15 protein-coding genes and 1 tRNA gene are annotated in these 14,348 nt (G+C 70.1%); 7 read left to right on the top strand and 9 right to left on the bottom strand.

Annotation, left to right across the window (positions count from 1 at the left end; genetic code table 11):
* Positions 1-31 precede the first annotated feature (31 nt).
* Positions 32-235: a hypothetical protein gene (locus E6R18_RS34560; RefSeq protein WP_136314861.1), complete on the top strand. Its 204-nt coding sequence runs from the start codon at positions 32-34 to the stop codon at positions 233-235.
* 66 nt (positions 236-301) lie between these two features.
* Here the strand turns inward: E6R18_RS34560 and E6R18_RS00805 are convergent, their stop codons facing one another.
* From E6R18_RS00805 to nth, 3 genes are all read right to left on the bottom strand, one after another.
* Positions 302-1,507 carry a MarP family serine protease gene (locus tag E6R18_RS00805; RefSeq protein ID WP_136314860.1) on the bottom strand — a complete coding sequence of 402 codons (1,206 nt, stop codon included), beginning with the start codon at positions 1,505-1,507 and terminating at the stop codon, positions 302-304.
* A gap of 87 nt (positions 1,508-1,594) precedes the next feature.
* Positions 1,595-2,317, bottom strand: a complete 723-nt coding sequence (locus E6R18_RS00800; RefSeq protein ID WP_136314859.1) for a CoA pyrophosphatase — start codon at positions 2,315-2,317, stop codon at positions 1,595-1,597.
* 126 nt (positions 2,318-2,443) lie between these two features.
* Positions 2,444-3,280 (bottom strand): endonuclease III, encoded by an 837-nt coding sequence (gene nth, locus E6R18_RS00795; RefSeq protein WP_136314858.1) that lies wholly within the window; start codon positions 3,278-3,280, stop codon positions 2,444-2,446.
* Between the two features lie 370 nt (positions 3,281-3,650).
* Between nth and E6R18_RS00790 the strand changes: the two genes are divergently transcribed.
* Entirely contained in the window at positions 3,651-4,325 is a 675-nt protein-coding gene (locus E6R18_RS00790; RefSeq protein ID WP_014046869.1) for a Crp/Fnr family transcriptional regulator, read from the top strand.
* Positions 4,326-4,407: 82 nt separating this feature from the next.
* Here the strand turns inward: E6R18_RS00790 and E6R18_RS00785 are convergent, their stop codons facing one another.
* From E6R18_RS00785 to E6R18_RS00770, 4 genes are all read right to left on the bottom strand, one after another.
* Positions 4,408-5,238, bottom strand: coding sequence for an MBL fold metallo-hydrolase (locus E6R18_RS00785; protein ID WP_136314857.1), 831 nt, complete (start codon positions 5,236-5,238; stop codon positions 4,408-4,410).
* Complete coding sequence (locus tag E6R18_RS00780; RefSeq protein WP_240799539.1) at positions 5,235-6,200, bottom strand: NUDIX hydrolase; 966 nt, start codon at positions 6,198-6,200, stop codon at positions 5,235-5,237. The genes E6R18_RS00785 and E6R18_RS00780 overlap by 4 nt, the downstream gene beginning before the upstream one ends.
* A 161-nt stretch (positions 6,201-6,361) precedes the next feature.
* A complete protein-coding gene (locus E6R18_RS00775) occupies positions 6,362-6,832 on the bottom strand; it encodes a RidA family protein (RefSeq protein ID WP_136314856.1) in 471 nt (156 codons plus the stop codon).
* Positions 6,832-6,990, bottom strand: a complete 159-nt coding sequence (locus tag E6R18_RS00770) for a DUF4177 domain-containing protein (RefSeq protein WP_003991873.1) — start codon at positions 6,988-6,990, stop codon at positions 6,832-6,834. The genes E6R18_RS00775 and E6R18_RS00770 overlap by 1 nt, the downstream gene beginning before the upstream one ends.
* 82 nt (positions 6,991-7,072) lie before the next feature.
* Between E6R18_RS00770 and E6R18_RS00765 the strand changes: the two genes are divergently transcribed.
* Complete coding sequence (locus tag E6R18_RS00765) at positions 7,073-8,062, top strand: ArsA-related P-loop ATPase (RefSeq protein WP_136314855.1); 990 nt, start codon at positions 7,073-7,075, stop codon at positions 8,060-8,062.
* The gene (locus tag E6R18_RS00760) at positions 8,059-9,447 is read left to right on the top strand and encodes an ArsA family ATPase (protein ID WP_240799538.1); all 1,389 of its coding nucleotides are present in this window, start codon (positions 8,059-8,061) and stop codon (positions 9,445-9,447) included. The genes E6R18_RS00765 and E6R18_RS00760 overlap by 4 nt, the downstream gene beginning before the upstream one ends.
* 37 nt (positions 9,448-9,484) lie before the next feature.
* On the opposite strand, the gene E6R18_RS00755 is transcribed toward E6R18_RS00760, so the two are convergent.
* Positions 9,485-9,835: a WhiB family transcriptional regulator gene (locus E6R18_RS00755; RefSeq protein WP_018551136.1), complete on the bottom strand. Its 351-nt coding sequence runs from the start codon at positions 9,833-9,835 to the stop codon at positions 9,485-9,487.
* 387 nt (positions 9,836-10,222) lie between these two features.
* On the opposite strand from E6R18_RS00755, the gene E6R18_RS00745 reads away from it, so the two are divergent.
* Positions 10,223-12,478, top strand: coding sequence for a transglycosylase domain-containing protein (locus tag E6R18_RS00745; protein WP_136314854.1), 2,256 nt, complete (start codon positions 10,223-10,225; stop codon positions 12,476-12,478).
* Between the two features lie 105 nt (positions 12,479-12,583).
* On the opposite strand, the gene E6R18_RS00740 is transcribed toward E6R18_RS00745, so the two are convergent.
* Positions 12,584-13,048 (bottom strand): GatB/YqeY domain-containing protein, encoded by a 465-nt coding sequence (locus tag E6R18_RS00740; RefSeq protein WP_136314853.1) that lies wholly within the window; start codon positions 13,046-13,048, stop codon positions 12,584-12,586.
* A gap of 79 nt (positions 13,049-13,127) precedes the next feature.
* Between E6R18_RS00740 and E6R18_RS00735 the strand changes: the two genes are divergently transcribed.
* Together E6R18_RS00735 and E6R18_RS00730 are read left to right on the top strand one after the other, a co-directional pair.
* Entirely contained in the window at positions 13,128-14,069 is a 942-nt protein-coding gene (locus tag E6R18_RS00735; protein WP_136314852.1) for a metallophosphoesterase, read from the top strand.
* 96 nt (positions 14,070-14,165) lie between these two features.
* Positions 14,166-14,239: transfer RNA gene (locus E6R18_RS00730), tRNA-Pro, on the top strand.
* Positions 14,240-14,348: the final 109 nt, after the last annotated feature.

Below are 14,348 nucleotides of genomic sequence, written 5' to 3'. Positions count from 1 at the left end.
CGGACCATGAGGCACGGGCAGACGTCCGGGTATGGGCTGGACGCACGACTTCGGTGACGCAGCACGCAACCGTCGCTCGACCGCCACGGCGGTTCCGGGCATTCAAGAGGGGGACGGCCTTCGGGGCCGGGTGCACACATTGCACGTTCTGGATGATCCCCGGCTCGGCATCTCGCGCATCCTCCGCCGCCGGGCCCGCTGGGTCTCGGCGCGGCTGCGCCATCCTCGCAACTGACCCGCTCACGGCCCCCGCAATGCTTCAGGGGCCCGCCTGCCGACCCCCTGAAGGGTGTACGACGCCCTAAAGGGCGCATCCCTGGCTGTCGACCTGCTGGTTGGCGGTACGGCCCTGCGTGATGTCGTCGCGGATCTCGTCCGCCGTCAGCGCGTAGCCCGTGTCCGGGTCGTCGAGCGATTTCGCGAACACGACGCCGTACACCTTGCCCTCGGGGGTCAGCAGCGGGCCGCCGGAGTTGCCCTGGCGGACCGTGGTGTAGAGCGAGTACACATCGCGGCGGACCGTACCCCGGTGGTAGATGTCGGGGCCGCTGGCGTCGATGCGGGCGCGGACGCGCGCGGAGCGTACGTCGTACGAGCCGTTCTCCGGGAAGCCCGCGACGATGGCGCTGTCGCCCGTCTCCGCGTCGTTGTCCGTGGTGGCGAACTGCAGCGGCTTCACGTGGAGATCGGGGACGTCGAGTACGGCGATGTCGCGCCGCCAGTCGTAGAGGACGACCTTCGCGTCGTACAGGCGTCCCTGGCCGCCGATCTGGACGGTCGGCTCGTCGACGCCTCCGACGACGTGGGCGTTGGTCATCACGCGGCGGTCGGAGAACACGAAACCGGTGCCTTCGAGGACCTTGCCGCAGCTCGGGGCCGTACCGACGACCTTGACGATGGACTGCTTGGCGCGCGCCGCGACGGGGCTGCCGACCAGAGCCGGGTCGGGGGCCCTGACCTCGGTGATCGGTTCGTTGGCGAACGGGCTGAAGACCTGCGGGAAGCCGTTCTGCGCGAGGACCGACGAGAAGTCCGTGAACCAGGTGGACGCCTGGGGCGGCATCACCCGGGAGACGCCCAGCAGGACGGAGGAGCTGCGGACCTCCTTGCCCAGCGTCGGCAGCGAGGTGCCTGCCAGGGCCGAGCCGATCAGCCAGGCGACCAGCAGCATCGCCACGACGTTGACCAGGGCGCCGCCGGTGGCGTCCAGGGCGCGCGCGGGCGACCACGTGATGTGCCGGCGCAGCTTGTTGCCCAGGTGGGTGGTGAATGCCTGGCCCACCGACGCGCACACGATCACGATGACGACCGCCACGACGGCCGCGGTGGAGGAGACCTCGGAACCGTCCGTCATCTGGTCCCACAGGACCGGCAGCAGATAGATGGCGACGAGGCCGCCGCCCAGGAACCCGATCACCGACAGGATGCCGACGACGAACCCCTGGCGGTAACCGATGACCGCGAACCACACGGCACCGGCCAGCAGCAGGATGTCCAGCACGTTCACCGTCTGTAGCCTCGCAGATTCGTCACCGGACCCGTACGTCTCCGTGGTCCGGGCGGCCCGGGGCTGCGGAGCACGGGAGCCAGCCTGTCATGCGCGCCAGTCGAGCGGCACCTGCTTGGCCCTGTCCCACGGGCGCTCCCAGCCCGCGAAGTGCAGAATCCGGTCGATCACCCCGGCCGTGAACCCCCAGACGAGTGCGGATTCGACCAGAAATGCCGGGCCCCGATGCCCGCTGGGGTGAACGGCCGTCGCCCGGTTGGCCGGGTCCGTGAGATCCGCCACGGGAACCGTGAAGACCCGCGCCGTCTCCCCGGGATCGACGACGCCCACCGGGCTGGGCGTGCGCCACCAGCCGAGCACGGGCGTCACCACGAAGCTGCTCACCGGGATGTAGAGCCGGGGCAGCACGCCGAAGATCTGCACTCCGCGCGGATCGAGGCCGGTCTCCTCCTCGGCCTCCCGCAGCGCGGCCCTGAGCGGCCCGGTCGTCGCCTGGTCGCCGTCCTCCGGGTCGAGGGAGCCGCCGGGGAAGGACGGCTGGCCCGGATGGGAACGCAGGCTTCCGGCCCGTTCCATCAGAAGCAGCTCGGGGCCTCGCGCCCCCTCGCCGAACAGGACGAGCACGGCCGACTGGCGCCCCGCACCGCTCTCGGGCGGCAGGAAGCGGCTGAGCTGCTGCGGCCGTACGGTCCGGCTGGCACGGGCCACCGGGTCGAGCCAGCCGGGCAGCCCTTCGGCCGAGACGGTGACCGCGCCCTCACCGCTCTCCGTGCCGCCGTACTGCTCCGTGCCGGGTTCATGCGTCTTCATAGGCACCCCTCCGTCTCACAACGCCTGTCGTCACACGATTCGTTCCGCGATCGGGAACCGCAGCCGAGAGCGCACCCGGAGACCGGGGGCGCGCATCGCGGTGACGATCCACAGCGGCGGCCCGCGTCAGTCGGCGCCCAGGGGCGGTGCCGGGCTTCCGGGGTAGTCCGGCGGCGGGCTCAGCCGCTGGCCCGGCTTGCCGCCCATCTCGTACTTCAGCAGCTTGCGGGCCTTCTCCGGGTCCGTCTCGCCCTCACCGTACGAAGGGCACAGCGGGGCGATCGGGCAGGCGCCGCAGGCGGGTTTGCGGGAATGGCAGACACGGCGGCCGTGAAAGATGACGCGGTGCGAGAGCATGGTCCACTCGCTCTTGGGGAAGATCGCCGCGATCTCCGCCTCGACCTTCTCCGGCTCCTCCTGCCCGGTCCACTTCCACCGCCGGACCAGCCGGCCGAAGTGGGTGTCCACAGTGATGCCTGGTACTCCGAACGCGTTGCCCAGAACCACGTTGGCCGTCTTGCGGCCGACCCCCGGCAGCTTCACGAGATCCGCGAGCCGTCCCGGCACCTCGCCGCCGAAGTCGTCCCGGAGGGCGGCGGACAGGCCCAGCAGCGACTTGGCCTTGGCCCGGAAGAAGCCGGTCGGCCGAATGATCTCTTCCAGTTCCTCCGGGACGGCGGCTGCCATGTCCTCGGGGGTGGGATAGGCGGCGAAGAGGGCGGGAGTGGTCTGGTTGACCCTCAGGTCCGTGGTCTGGGCGGAGAGGACCGTGGCGACGAGCAGTTCGAACGGGTTCCTGAAGTCCAGCTCCGGATGGGCGTACGGATAGACCTCGGCGAGCTCACGGTTGATCCGGCGGGCCCGGCGGACCATGGCCAGGTGCGACTCCGGCCGCCCCGGCTTCTTCTTCGGACGGCCCGCTCCGGCCGTCGTCGCGCCGTCACCCTTCGATTCTGCGGTCACCGCTTCCTCCCCGTCGGGCTTCGCCCTCTTGGCCGAATTGGAACCTGACACCCTCCCGGGCCGGTTTCCTGTCGCTTTCCCCGGGTTCTTCCGGTTGCCCGCACCCTGTTCGCCCACAGCGGAATTGCGGCCCTCCGACACCCCGTCAGCCCCTTGGCCTGCGCTCTCACCGGTGATTCTGGACACCCGGCCAGCCTAGAGCCCGCCACTGACATCCGCCCCGGTCACCGGTGATCCAGCCCCAATCGGCCCCCTGCCGTATGGTCCGGCACGCACGTGCGTCAAACTGGTTTGTGATTGATCGCACTGTTTTACCGTCCGGCATGATGGGGACCACGGTTCCCTGAACAGGCCGACAAGGAGAGAACTCGTGGACGACGTTCTGCGGCGCGCCCCGCTTTTCGCGGCGCTCGATGACGAGCAGGCCGCGGAGCTCCGCGCCTCGATGAGTGAGGTGACCCTCGCGCGCGGCGACGCGCTGTTCCACGAGGGTGACCCGGGCGACCGCCTCTATGTGGTCACCGAGGGCAAGGTGAAGCTCCACCGCACCTCCCCCGACGGACGCGAGAACATGCTGGCGGTCCTCGGCCCCGGCGAGCTGATCGGCGAGCTCTCGCTCTTCGACCCGGGCCCGCGCACCGCCACCGCCACCGCGCTGACCGAGGTCAAGCTCCTCGGCCTCGGCCACGGCGACCTGCAGCCCTGGCTCAACGCACGCCCCGAGGTGGCCACGGCCCTGCTGCGCGCCGTCGCCCGCCGCCTGCGCAAGACCAACGACCAGATGTCCGACCTGGTCTTCTCCGACGTCCCGGGCCGCGTCGCCCGCGCCCTCCTGGACCTCTCGCGCCGCTTCGGCGTCCAGTCCGAGGAAGGCATCCACGTGGTGCACGACCTGACGCAGGAAGAGCTGGCCCAGCTGGTCGGCGCCTCCCGCGAGACGGTCAACAAGGCCCTCGCCGACTTCGCGGGGCGCGGCTGGCTGCGCCTGGAGGCCCGTGCGGTGATCCTGCTCGACGTGGAGCGGCTGGCCAAGCGCTCCCGCTGACCCCCGCCGCAGTACGCCGCTTGCGCGTGTGAGGGGCCCCACCGGCTCGGTGGGGCCCCTCACTCATGCCGGGGACGGCCCGTCAGATCAGGCCGTGCTCGACCAGGTACTCCAGCTGCGCCCGCACCGACAGCTCCGCCGCCGGCCACAGCGAACGGTCCACGTCCGCGTACACATGGGCCACCACCTCGGAGGAGGTCCGGTAGCCGGACTCCACCGCCGTCTCCACCTGGGCCAGCCGGTGCGCACGATGGGCCAGGTAGAACTCGACCGCCCCCTGCGCGTCCTCCAGGACCGGGCCGTGCCCGGGCAGCACCGTGTGCACCCCGTCGTCGACCGCCAGCGAGCGCAGCCGCCGCAGCGAGTCGAGATAGTCCCCCAGCCGCCCGTCCGGATGCGCCACCAGTGTCGTACCCCGGCCGAGGATCGTGTCCCCGGTCAGCACCGCGCGGTCGGCCGGCAGGTGGAACGACAGCGAGTCCGCCGTATGGCCCGGCGTCGGCACCACGTACATCTCAAGACCGCCGGTCGTGATCACGTCGCCCGTGCCCAGGCCCTCGTCACCGAGCCGCAGCTCCGGATCGAGCGCCCGCACCTTCGTCCGGGTCAGCTCCGCGAACCGGGCCGCGCCCTCCGCGTGGTCGGGGTGGCCGTGGGTGAGAAGCGTCAGCGCGACCCGGCGGCCCGCCTGCTCGGCGGTGTCGATGACGGCCCGCAGATGGGCTTCGTCCAGCGGGCCCGGATCGATGACCACCGCCAGGTCCGAGTCGGGCTCGGCGACGATCCACGTGTTGGTGCCGTCCAGCGTCATCGCCGACGGGTTGGGAGCCAGGACGTTGACCGCGCGGGCCGTCGCGGGGCCCGACAGCACCCCGCCGCGCGGCTGTCCCGGCAGCGCCGCCGCATCACTCATACCGCACCGCCTTCCGCGCCGTCCGTTTTCTCCTCGGCACGCGTTCCACCCTTGCGGGGCGTTTCATCCCCGCCGCGCGTTTCGTCCTTACCGGCCTTGGAAATGTTCTTGGTGAACTCCTCGTGCCCCGGCCAGCTCAGCACCAGTTCGTCACCGTCCAGACGGGCTTGTGCGAGTACGGGGGTGAGGTCCTGCGCCGAGGCCGCCGCCAGAGCCTCCGCGGCGGTGGCGTACGGCCGCAGGGTCCTCAGCGTCGCCACGGTCGGCGGCATCATCAGCAGTTCGCCCCGGTCGTATCCGTCGGCCGCGTCGCCCGGGGTGATCCACACCGTGCGGTCGGCCTCCGTCGAGGCGTTGCGGGTCCGCTGGCCGGCCGGGAGCGCGGCGGCGAAGAACCAGGTGTCGTAGCGGCGCGGTTCGAACTCGGGGGTGATCCAGCGCGCCCACGCCCCGAGCAGATCCGACCGCAGCACCAGCCCGCGCCGCTCCAGGAACTCCGCGAACGACAGCTCCCGCGCGACCAGCGCCTCGCGGTCGGCCTCCCAGTCGTCGCCCGTGGTGTCCGTGACGACGGTCCCGGGGGTCGGCCCGGCGAGCAGGACGCCTGCCTCCTCGTACGTCTCGCGGACGGCCGCGCAGACGATCGCCTGCGCCTCGGCCGGCGTGGTGACGCCGAGCCGCTGCGCCCAGGTCCCCAGCGCGGGCCCGGCCCAGCCGACGAGCCGGTCGTCGTCACGGGGGTCGACGCCGCCGCCCGGATAGGCGTACGCCCCTCCGGCAAAGGCCATCGAGGTGCGCCGGCGCAGCATGTGGACGGCGGGCGCGCCCCCGGTGCCGGTGGCGTCGTCCCGCAGCAGCATCACGGTGGCGGCCCGCCGGGGCACAGCGGCGGTCAGCTCGCCTGCCGCGAGGGCCCTGATGCGGCCGGGCCATTCCGGGGGGTACCACTGACCATTGGACATGGCCGGAGGCTATCCGGAACCGCGTCGATGTTCGAGAGGTGTGGTGATCTGTACATGGCCCGTACACAGATACGCCCGGAGGCACCGGATGCACCGGATGCACATGATCCCGTCCGGTCTTCGCGACCGGACGGGATCAGAAGGCGGGGACGGGGCCCGGCTCAGGCTTCGGTCAGCTCGACCTGGATCTCGACCTCGACGGGAGCGTCCAGCGGCAGCACGGCGACGCCCACGGCGCTGCGGGCATGCACACCCTTGTCCCCGAGGACCTCGCCCAGCAGCTCGCTGGCACCGTTGATCACGCCGGGCTGGCCGGTGAAGTCGGTGGCCGACGCGACGAAGCCGACGACCTTCACGACGCGTGCGATCCGGTCCAGGTCGCCCGCGACCGACTTCACGGCGGCGAGGGCGTTGAGCGCGCAGGTCTTCGCCAGCTCCTTCGCCTCGTCGGCCGTGACCTCCGCACCGACCTTGCCGGTCACGGCCAGCTTGCCGTCCACCATCGGCAGCTGCCCAGAGGTGTACACGTACACCCCGGACTGCACGGCCGGCTGGTACGAGGCCAGCGGCGGCACGACGGCCGGCAGGGGCAGCCCGAGCTCGGCGAGCTTCGCCTCGACGGTGCCCGCCACTACTGCTTCTCCCGCTTCAGGTAGGCCACGAGCTGCTCGGGGTTGTTCGGGCCGGGAACGACCTGGACCAGCTCCCAGCCGTCCTCGCCCCAGGTGTCCAGAATCTGCTTGGTCGCGTGCACGAGAAGGGGCACGGTCGCGTATTCCCACTTGGTCATGGCCCGACTGTAATGCCTGCGCAATCCCGGGCACGCGCAGCCTCGTGCGTAGCCTGCGGTGCGACTGGTTAGGCTCGAATACGTGAGCAGGTTCCAGGTCGTCAGCGGTAAGGGCGGTACCGGTAAGACCACGGTCGCCGCCGCCCTCGCGCTCGCCCTCGCGACCGAGGGCAGGCGCACCCTCCTCGTGGAGGTCGAGGGCAGACAGGGCATCGCCCAGCTCTTCGAGGCGGACTCCCTGCCGTACGAGGAGCGCAAGATCGCCGTCGCCCCGGGCGGCGGCGAGGTGTACGCGCTCGCGATCGACGCGGAGCTCGCGCTCCTCGACTACCTCCAGATGTTCTACAAGCTCGGCAGCGCGGGCCGGGCGCTCAAGAAGCTCGGCGCGATCGACTTCGCGACCACCATCGCGCCCGGTGTGCGGGACGTCCTGCTGACCGGCAAGGCGTGCGAGGCCGTGCGCCGCAAGGACCGGCAGAACCGGTTCGTCTACGACTACGTGATCATGGACGCCCCGCCGACCGGCCGCATCACCCGCTTCCTCAATGTGAACGACGAGGTGGCCGGACTCGCCCGGATCGGCCCGATACACAATCAGGCACAGGCCGTGATGCGGGTGCTGAAGTCCCCGGAGACCGCGGTGAACCTGGTGACGCTGCTGGAGGAGATGCCGGTCCAGGAGACCGCGGACGGCATCGCGGAGCTGCGGGCCGCCGAACTGCCCGTGGGCCGGGTCATGGTGAACATGGTGCGCCCCCAACTGCTGGACGGGGACGCGCTGCGCACGACCGCCGGCGGCCGGCGCAAGGAGATCGCCAAGACGCTGACGCGGTCCGGCGTGACCGGCGCCGCGGGCCTCGTGCGCCCCCTGGTCGAGCAGGCCGCCGAGCACACCCAGCGGGTCGCACTGGAGCGTGAGCAGCGCGCCGTACTGGCCGGCCTCGGCCTGCCGGGATACGAGCTTCCGCTGATCGGCGAGGGGGTGGACCGGGCCGGGCTGTACGACCTGGCGGTCGCGCTCCGGGACCAGGGCGCGGGCACAGGGGAGTCCGGACGAGGGGCGGGTTCATGACAGCAAGCACGAACGCGGGAGCGGCCGGGGACACGGGCGAGGAGGCGGACAGGGCGGCCCCCGTCCCCTCGCTGGACACCGACGCCCTGATCGACGATCCGGGCATCCGGATCATCGTGTGCTGCGGCTCGGGCGGCGTCGGCAAGACGACCACCGCCGCGGCGCTCGGCGTACGGGCGGCGGAGCGCGGCCGCAAGGTCGTCGTCCTCACCATCGACCCGGCCCGCAGGCTCGCCCAGTCCATGGGCATCGACTCCCTGGACAACGTCCCGCGCCGGGTGAAGGGCATCGAAGGCGCGGGCGCCGGTGAACTGCACGCCATGATGCTCGACATGAAGCGGACCTTCGACGAGATCGTCGAGGCGCACGCGGACGGTGAGCGGGCGCGCGCGATTCTGGAGAACCCCTTCTACCAGTCCCTGTCGGCCGGCTTCGCGGGCACGCAGGAGTACATGGCAATGGAGAAGCTCGGCCAGCTGCGGGCGCGCGACGAGTGGGACCTGATCGTCGTCGACACCCCGCCGTCGCGGTCCGCGCTGGACTTCCTGGACGCGCCGAAACGGCTGGGCTCATTCCTGGACGGGAAGTTCATCAAGCTGCTGATGGCACCGGCGAAGATGGGCGGCCGGGCCGGAATGAAGTTCCTCAACGTGGGAATGTCGATGATGACCGGGACGCTGGGCAAGCTGCTCGGCGGACAGTTCCTGCGTGACGTACAGACCTTCGTCGCCGCCATGGACACCATGTTCGGCGGCTTCCGTACCCGGGCCGATGCCACGTACAAACTGCTTCAGGCGCCCGGCACCGCGTTTCTCGTCGTCGCGACGCCGGAGCGGGACGCGCTCCGCGAAGCGGCGTACTTCGTGGAACGCCTGGCCGCGGAGGACATGCCGCTGGCGGGTCTGGTCCTCAACCGGGTCCACGGCAGTGCCGCGGCCCGGCTCTCCGCCGAGCAGGCGCTGGCCGCCGCAGAAAATCTTGAAGCAGACGGCATTGTGGATCAGACGGCCGGGAAGGCTGGACTTCGTGAGCCCGCCGACTCCCCCGCGGCCGGGTCCGCACCGCCCCCTGACACCGCCGGAGCCGGCACCCCCGAGGCCGAGGCGGACGCCACGCCCGAAACCGACGTCACGGCAGACGCCATCACAGAGGTCACACCGGATGTCACGACCGAAGAACTCACGGCAGCCCTGCTGCGTCTGCACGCCGAACGGATGCAGATGGTCGCGCGCGAACAGGACACCCGCGACCGCTTCACCGCGCTGCACCCCGAGGTGGCCGTGACCGCCGTGGCCGCGCTGCCCGGAGACGTCCATGACCTCTCGGGGCTGCGAGCCATCGGGGACCGGCTCGCGACCGGCTCCTCCCCGGCCGGAGCTGCCTAGCCCCTCGTACTCGTAAGCCGTACGTACTACCGCCGGTCTATCCCACGGCGGCGAACGTCTCGTGCAGCTCGTCGTCCTCCAGCCCGATCGCCACGGGCAGGATGCCCGTGGACCGCTCGTACTCACTGCGGGCGGTCTCCAGCAGCCGGCGCCAGGACGTCACGGTCGGACGCCTGCGCAGCAACGCGCGGCGTTCCCGCTCGGTCATCCCGCCCCACACGCCGAACTCGACGCGGTTGTCCAGCGCGTCGGCCAGGCACTCGGTCCGCACCGGGCATCCGGTGCACACCGCCTTGGCCCTGTTCTGCGCTGCCCCTTGTACGAACAGTTCATCCGGATCAGTAGTGCGGCAGGCTGCCTGCGCACTCCAGTCGGTTACCCAGCCCATCCCGGCGCCGTCCTCTCCCGAATCGAGGCTCCCCCACGGCGGCAGCGGCATATTCACCCGCTGCCAGTTGAGGACGTTACGGAAGGTGGCGACAGCACAACACCCCCTTCGGGCCCAATCTTGAATGGCCCGAACGGACTATGCGTATGCGGCAGATCACCCAGGGGAGTGAGGTGAGGACATGCGCGACTATCCCGTCAAAATCGGGACAGTTCACCAGAACCACAACGGACGTTCGGTGACACACGAGGCGAATTCGGGAGCGCCGGAGCGTGTGGCCGGATCGTGCACGGGGGTTGATACGGAACCGGGCTGCTGTGACAGTTGAGAGCAGCTTAGGCCAAGGCATATACGTGTGTCCGGCGAATGAGAACGTAGGCTGCCCCCATGCCAAAGAAGCGCTCGGGCGGGGGTCTCACGACGACCCAGCAGGCCGCCAAGTTCCTCGGTGTCGCCGCACTCTCGGGAGTCGTTCTGGCGGGCATCGCGCTGCCGGCCGCCGGAGCACTGGGCCTCGCCGCCAAGGGGACGGTCGACGGGTTCGACGAGATCCCGGCCAACCTGAAGACTCCGCCGCTGAGCCAGCGCACCAAGATCCTGGACAACAAGGGCGGCCTGATCGCCACGGTCTACTCACGCGACCGCACGGTGGTGCCGCTCACGAGCATCTCCCCGTACATGCAGAACGCGATCATCGCTATCGAGGACGCCCGCTTCTACGAGCACGGCGCGGTCGACCTCAAGGGCATCCTGCGCGCGATGAACAGCAACGTACAGGCGGGCGGGACCGCGCAGGGCGCGTCGACCCTCACCCAGCAGTACGTGAAGAACGTCTTCGTCGAGGAGGCGGGCGACGACCCGGCCAAGGTCGCCGAGGCCACCCAGCAGACGCTGGGCCGCAAGGTCCAGGAGCTGAAGTACGCGATCCAGGTCGAGGAAGAGCTCGGCAAGAGGAAGATCCTGGAGAACTACCTCAACATCACCTTCTTCGGTCAGCAGGCGTACGGCGTCGAGGCGGCCTCCCAGCGCTACTTCTCCAAGTCCGCGAAGGACCTGAAGCTGGAGGAGGCGGCGCTGCTGGCCGGGATCGTGCAGTCGCCCAGCCGCTACGACCCCATCAACGACACGGAGGAAGCGACCAAGCGCCGCAACACCGTGCTCCAGCGGATGGCGGACGTCGGGAAGATCTCGCAGAAGCAGGCCGACAAGGCCAAGGACACCCCGATCAAGCTGAAGGTCAAGCGCCCGCAGAACGGCTGCATCACCGCCGTCAGCGGTGCCGGTTTCTTCTGCGACTACGTACGCCAGATCGTCACGAGCGACCTGGCCTTCGGCAAGACCTCGAAGGACCGCGCCAAGCTCTGGGCGACCGGCGGACTGACCATCAAGACGACCCTGGACCCCCGGTCGCAGGCCGCGTCCAACCAGGCGGCCACCTCCCGGGTCAACAAGGACGACAAGGTCGCGGCCGCGCTCGTCCAGGTCCAGCCCGGCACCGGGCAGATCCTGGCGATGGCCCAGTCCAGGCCGTACGGTCTCGACGCGGCCAAGCACCAGACCGTGCTGAACCTCTCCGTCGACCACAAGATGGGCGGCAGCTACGCCGGCTTCCAGGTGGGGTCGACCTTCAAGCCGATCACCGCGGCGGCGGCGCTGGAGAAGGGGATCAGCCCGGCGCAGAGTTTCGACACTCCTTCCTCGATAACGCTGCCCGCCGACGCCTTCCGCACGTGTGAAGGCGGACCCGCGGACGACAAGCCGTGGGACGTGGAGAACGAGACGGAGTCGGAAAAGGGCATGTTCGACATGACCAGCGCGCTGGGCAAGTCGATCAACACCTACTTCGCCAAGCTGGAGCAGAAGGCCGGCCTCTGCGAGACGCTCGCGATGGCGAAGAAGGTCGGCTACGACCGCGGCGACAACAAGAAGCTGCTGCAGATCCCCACCACCACCCTCGGCAGCCAGGAGTCGACGCCCCTGGCCATGGCCTCGGTGTACGCCACCTTCGCCAACCGCGGCACGTACTGCACTCCGGTCGCGCTCCTCTCGGTGACCAAGCCGGACGGCAAGAAGATGGACGTGCCGAAGACGAGCTGCAACCGGGCCATGAGCGAGCACACGGCCGACACGATCAACCAGATGCTGAAGGGTGTCGTCGAGGACGGCACCGGTACGCAGGCCGGCCTCAGCGACCGTGACAACGCGGGCAAGACCGGTACCACCGACGAGCGCAAGAACGTCTGGTTCGTCGGATACACGCCCAACCTGTCCACGGCGGTGTGGGTCGGCAGCGACGGCGCCAAGCAGGAACAAATGACCGACATCGTCATCGGTGGCCAGTACTACGACAAGGTCTGCGGTGGCTGCCTCCCCGGCCCGATATGGCGTACGGCGATGACCGGCTCCCTCAGCTCCTCCGAGACACCGGCCTTCCACCCGGTCGACGTACCGCGGGCGAAGCAGAAGGAAGAGAAGGACAAGAACAAGGACCAGGACAAGAACAAGCCGGGCGACGACAACAAGCCCGGTGACGACGACAACAACCCGTTCCCCGGCATCAGCATCCCGCCGGACCTGACCGGCGGGAACAACGGCCACGGCCACGGCCGCGGCCAGAACGACGGCGGCATGAACGGCCCCTGAGCCGCCGCGGACAGTGATACGAAGGAGGGGCGCCCCGGAACGAACCGGGGCGCCCCTCCTTCGTATCGCCGTGCGCGTATCCGCGGGTGACCCCGCCCGCCGGCCTCAGCCCGCGAGGAGCCTCTTCACCGCGGCGGCCACCCGTCCGCCGTCGGCGCGGCCCGCGACCTTCGGGTTGACGATCTTCATGACGGCGCCCATCGCACGCGGCCCCTCGGCCCCGGCGGCCTTCGCCTCGTCGACGGCGGACGCCACGATCGCGGCCAGCTCCTCGTCGCTCAACTGCTGCGGGAGGTACGTCTCGAGCAGCTCGCCCTCCTCCTTCTCCCGCTCGGCCTGCTCGGTCCGGCCGCCCTTGGCGAAGGCATCGGCCGCCTCGCGGCGCTTCTTGGCCTCCTTGGCGATCACCTTCTGCACCTCGTCGTCGGAGAGTTCGCGGGCGGTCTTGCCCCCGACCTCCTCCTTGGTGATCGCGGTGAGGGTCAGCCGGAGCGTGGACGAGGTCAGCTCGTCACGCGCCTTCATGGCCGTGGTGAGGTCTTCCTTGAGCTTGGACTTGAGCGTGGTCATGGGGTGATTGTGGCAGGTGCGGGGCGCACTGTGCCCGCCTGTTTTCCTGCGGGCCCGCGTCGTCTGCAACGATGGGCGCATGCGCGCACGCTACGGAGTACCCCTGAAAATCACGGCGGTCACCGCCGCGGCCGGCGTCGCCGGTCTCGCCTACGCGGCAGGCTTCGAGGTCCGCTCGTTCCGTCTGCGCAGGGTGACGATCCCGGTGCTCCCCCAGGGGGCGCGCCCGCTGCGCGTCCTCCAGGTCTCCGACGTGCACATGGTCAGCGGCCAGCGCAAGAAGCGCGCCTGGCTCCAGTCGCTGGCCGGGCTGCGCCCGGACTTCGTCGTGAACACCGGCGACAACCTCTCCGACCCCGAAGCCGTGCCGGAGCTGCTGGACGCGCTCGGCCCGCTGATGGAGTTCCCGGGGGTGTACGTCTTCGGCTCCAACGACTACTACGGCCCCAAGCTCCGCAACCCGGTCCGCTACCTCTTCGAGAAGGCGTCGGGCAAGCACGGCCTCAACGGCAACGCCCCGGCGGTCGGCGTCGTCCACAACCCGTGGGAGCCGATGCGTGACGCCTTCGACGAGGCGGGCTGGCTGAACCTGTCCAACACGCGCGGCCGCCTCAAGCTCGACGGCCTGGAGCTCGCCTTCACCGGCCTGGACGACCCCCACATCAAGCGCGACCGCTACGCCGAGGTCGCGGGCGGTCCCGAGACGGGCGCCGACCTCTCGATCGGCGTCGTCCACGCCCCCTACCTGCGCTCGCTCGACGCCTTCACCACGGACGGTTACCCCCTGATCCTGGCCGGTCACACCCACGGCGGCCAGGTCTGCATCCCCTTCTACGGAGCCCTGGTCACCAACTGCGACCTGGATACGGACCGCGTCAAGGGCCTCTCCACCCACTACGCCCACGGCAACCGCGCCTACCTCCACGTCTCGGCCGGCTGCGGCACCAGCCGCTACGCCCCGGTCCGCGTCGCCTGCCCCCCGGAGGCCACTTTGCTGACACTGACGCCCCGGGAGGCGTGATCCACGCCGCACCGACCGATCGCGACAAAAACCGGATTTCGTCTCCGGGCGCCGGTGGGCTAAAGTAATCGATGTCGCCGGGAGACCGGCGGCGATCGGGGTGTAGCGCAGCTTGGCAGCGCGCTTCGTTCGGGACGAAGAGGTCGTGGGTTCAAATCCCGCCACCCCGACAGCTGAAACACCAGGTCAGGGGCCTGATCCACTAAGTGGATCAGGCCCCTGACTCGTTCCTGGGGGCGTCTTGGGAGCCGTTTGGGAGCCAAGTGCGGGAGGCGGCTC

The sequence above is a fragment of the Streptomyces sp. A1277 genome (assembly GCF_004795015.1).
Lineage (GTDB): Bacteria > Actinomycetota > Actinomycetes > Streptomycetales > Streptomycetaceae > Streptomyces.
The sequence above is the reverse complement of the archived record's forward strand: the minus strand, read 5'-3'. Positions and strand labels throughout refer to the sequence as shown.

Excerpts from the sequence above, each read along its gene's own strand:
- E6R18_RS00735 (WP_136314852.1), top strand. The coding sequence starts at position 13,128 with ATGCGCGCACGCTACGGAGTACCCCTGAAAATCACGGCGGTCACCGCC.
- E6R18_RS00760 (WP_240799538.1), top strand. The coding sequence starts at position 8,059 with ATGACAGCAAGCACGAACGCGGGAGCGGCCGGGGACACGGGCGAGGAG.
- E6R18_RS00740 (WP_136314853.1), bottom strand. The coding sequence starts at position 13,048 with ATGACCACGCTCAAGTCCAAGCTCAAGGAAGACCTCACCACGGCCATG.
- E6R18_RS34560 (WP_136314861.1), top strand. The coding sequence starts at position 32 with ATGGGCTGGACGCACGACTTCGGTGACGCAGCACGCAACCGTCGCTCG.
- E6R18_RS00785 (WP_136314857.1), bottom strand. The coding sequence starts at position 5,238 with ATGAGTGATGCGGCGGCGCTGCCGGGACAGCCGCGCGGCGGGGTGCTG.
- E6R18_RS00800 (WP_136314859.1), bottom strand. The coding sequence starts at position 2,317 with ATGAAGACGCATGAACCCGGCACGGAGCAGTACGGCGGCACGGAGAGC.
- E6R18_RS00755 (WP_018551136.1), bottom strand. The coding sequence starts at position 9,835 with ATGGGCTGGGTAACCGACTGGAGTGCGCAGGCAGCCTGCCGCACTACT.
- E6R18_RS00745 (WP_136314854.1), top strand. The coding sequence starts at position 10,223 with ATGCCAAAGAAGCGCTCGGGCGGGGGTCTCACGACGACCCAGCAGGCC.
- E6R18_RS00770 (WP_003991873.1), bottom strand. The coding sequence starts at position 6,990 with ATGACCAAGTGGGAATACGCGACCGTGCCCCTTCTCGTGCACGCGACC.
- E6R18_RS00780 (WP_240799539.1), bottom strand. The coding sequence starts at position 6,200 with ATGTCCAATGGTCAGTGGTACCCCCCGGAATGGCCCGGCCGCATCAGG.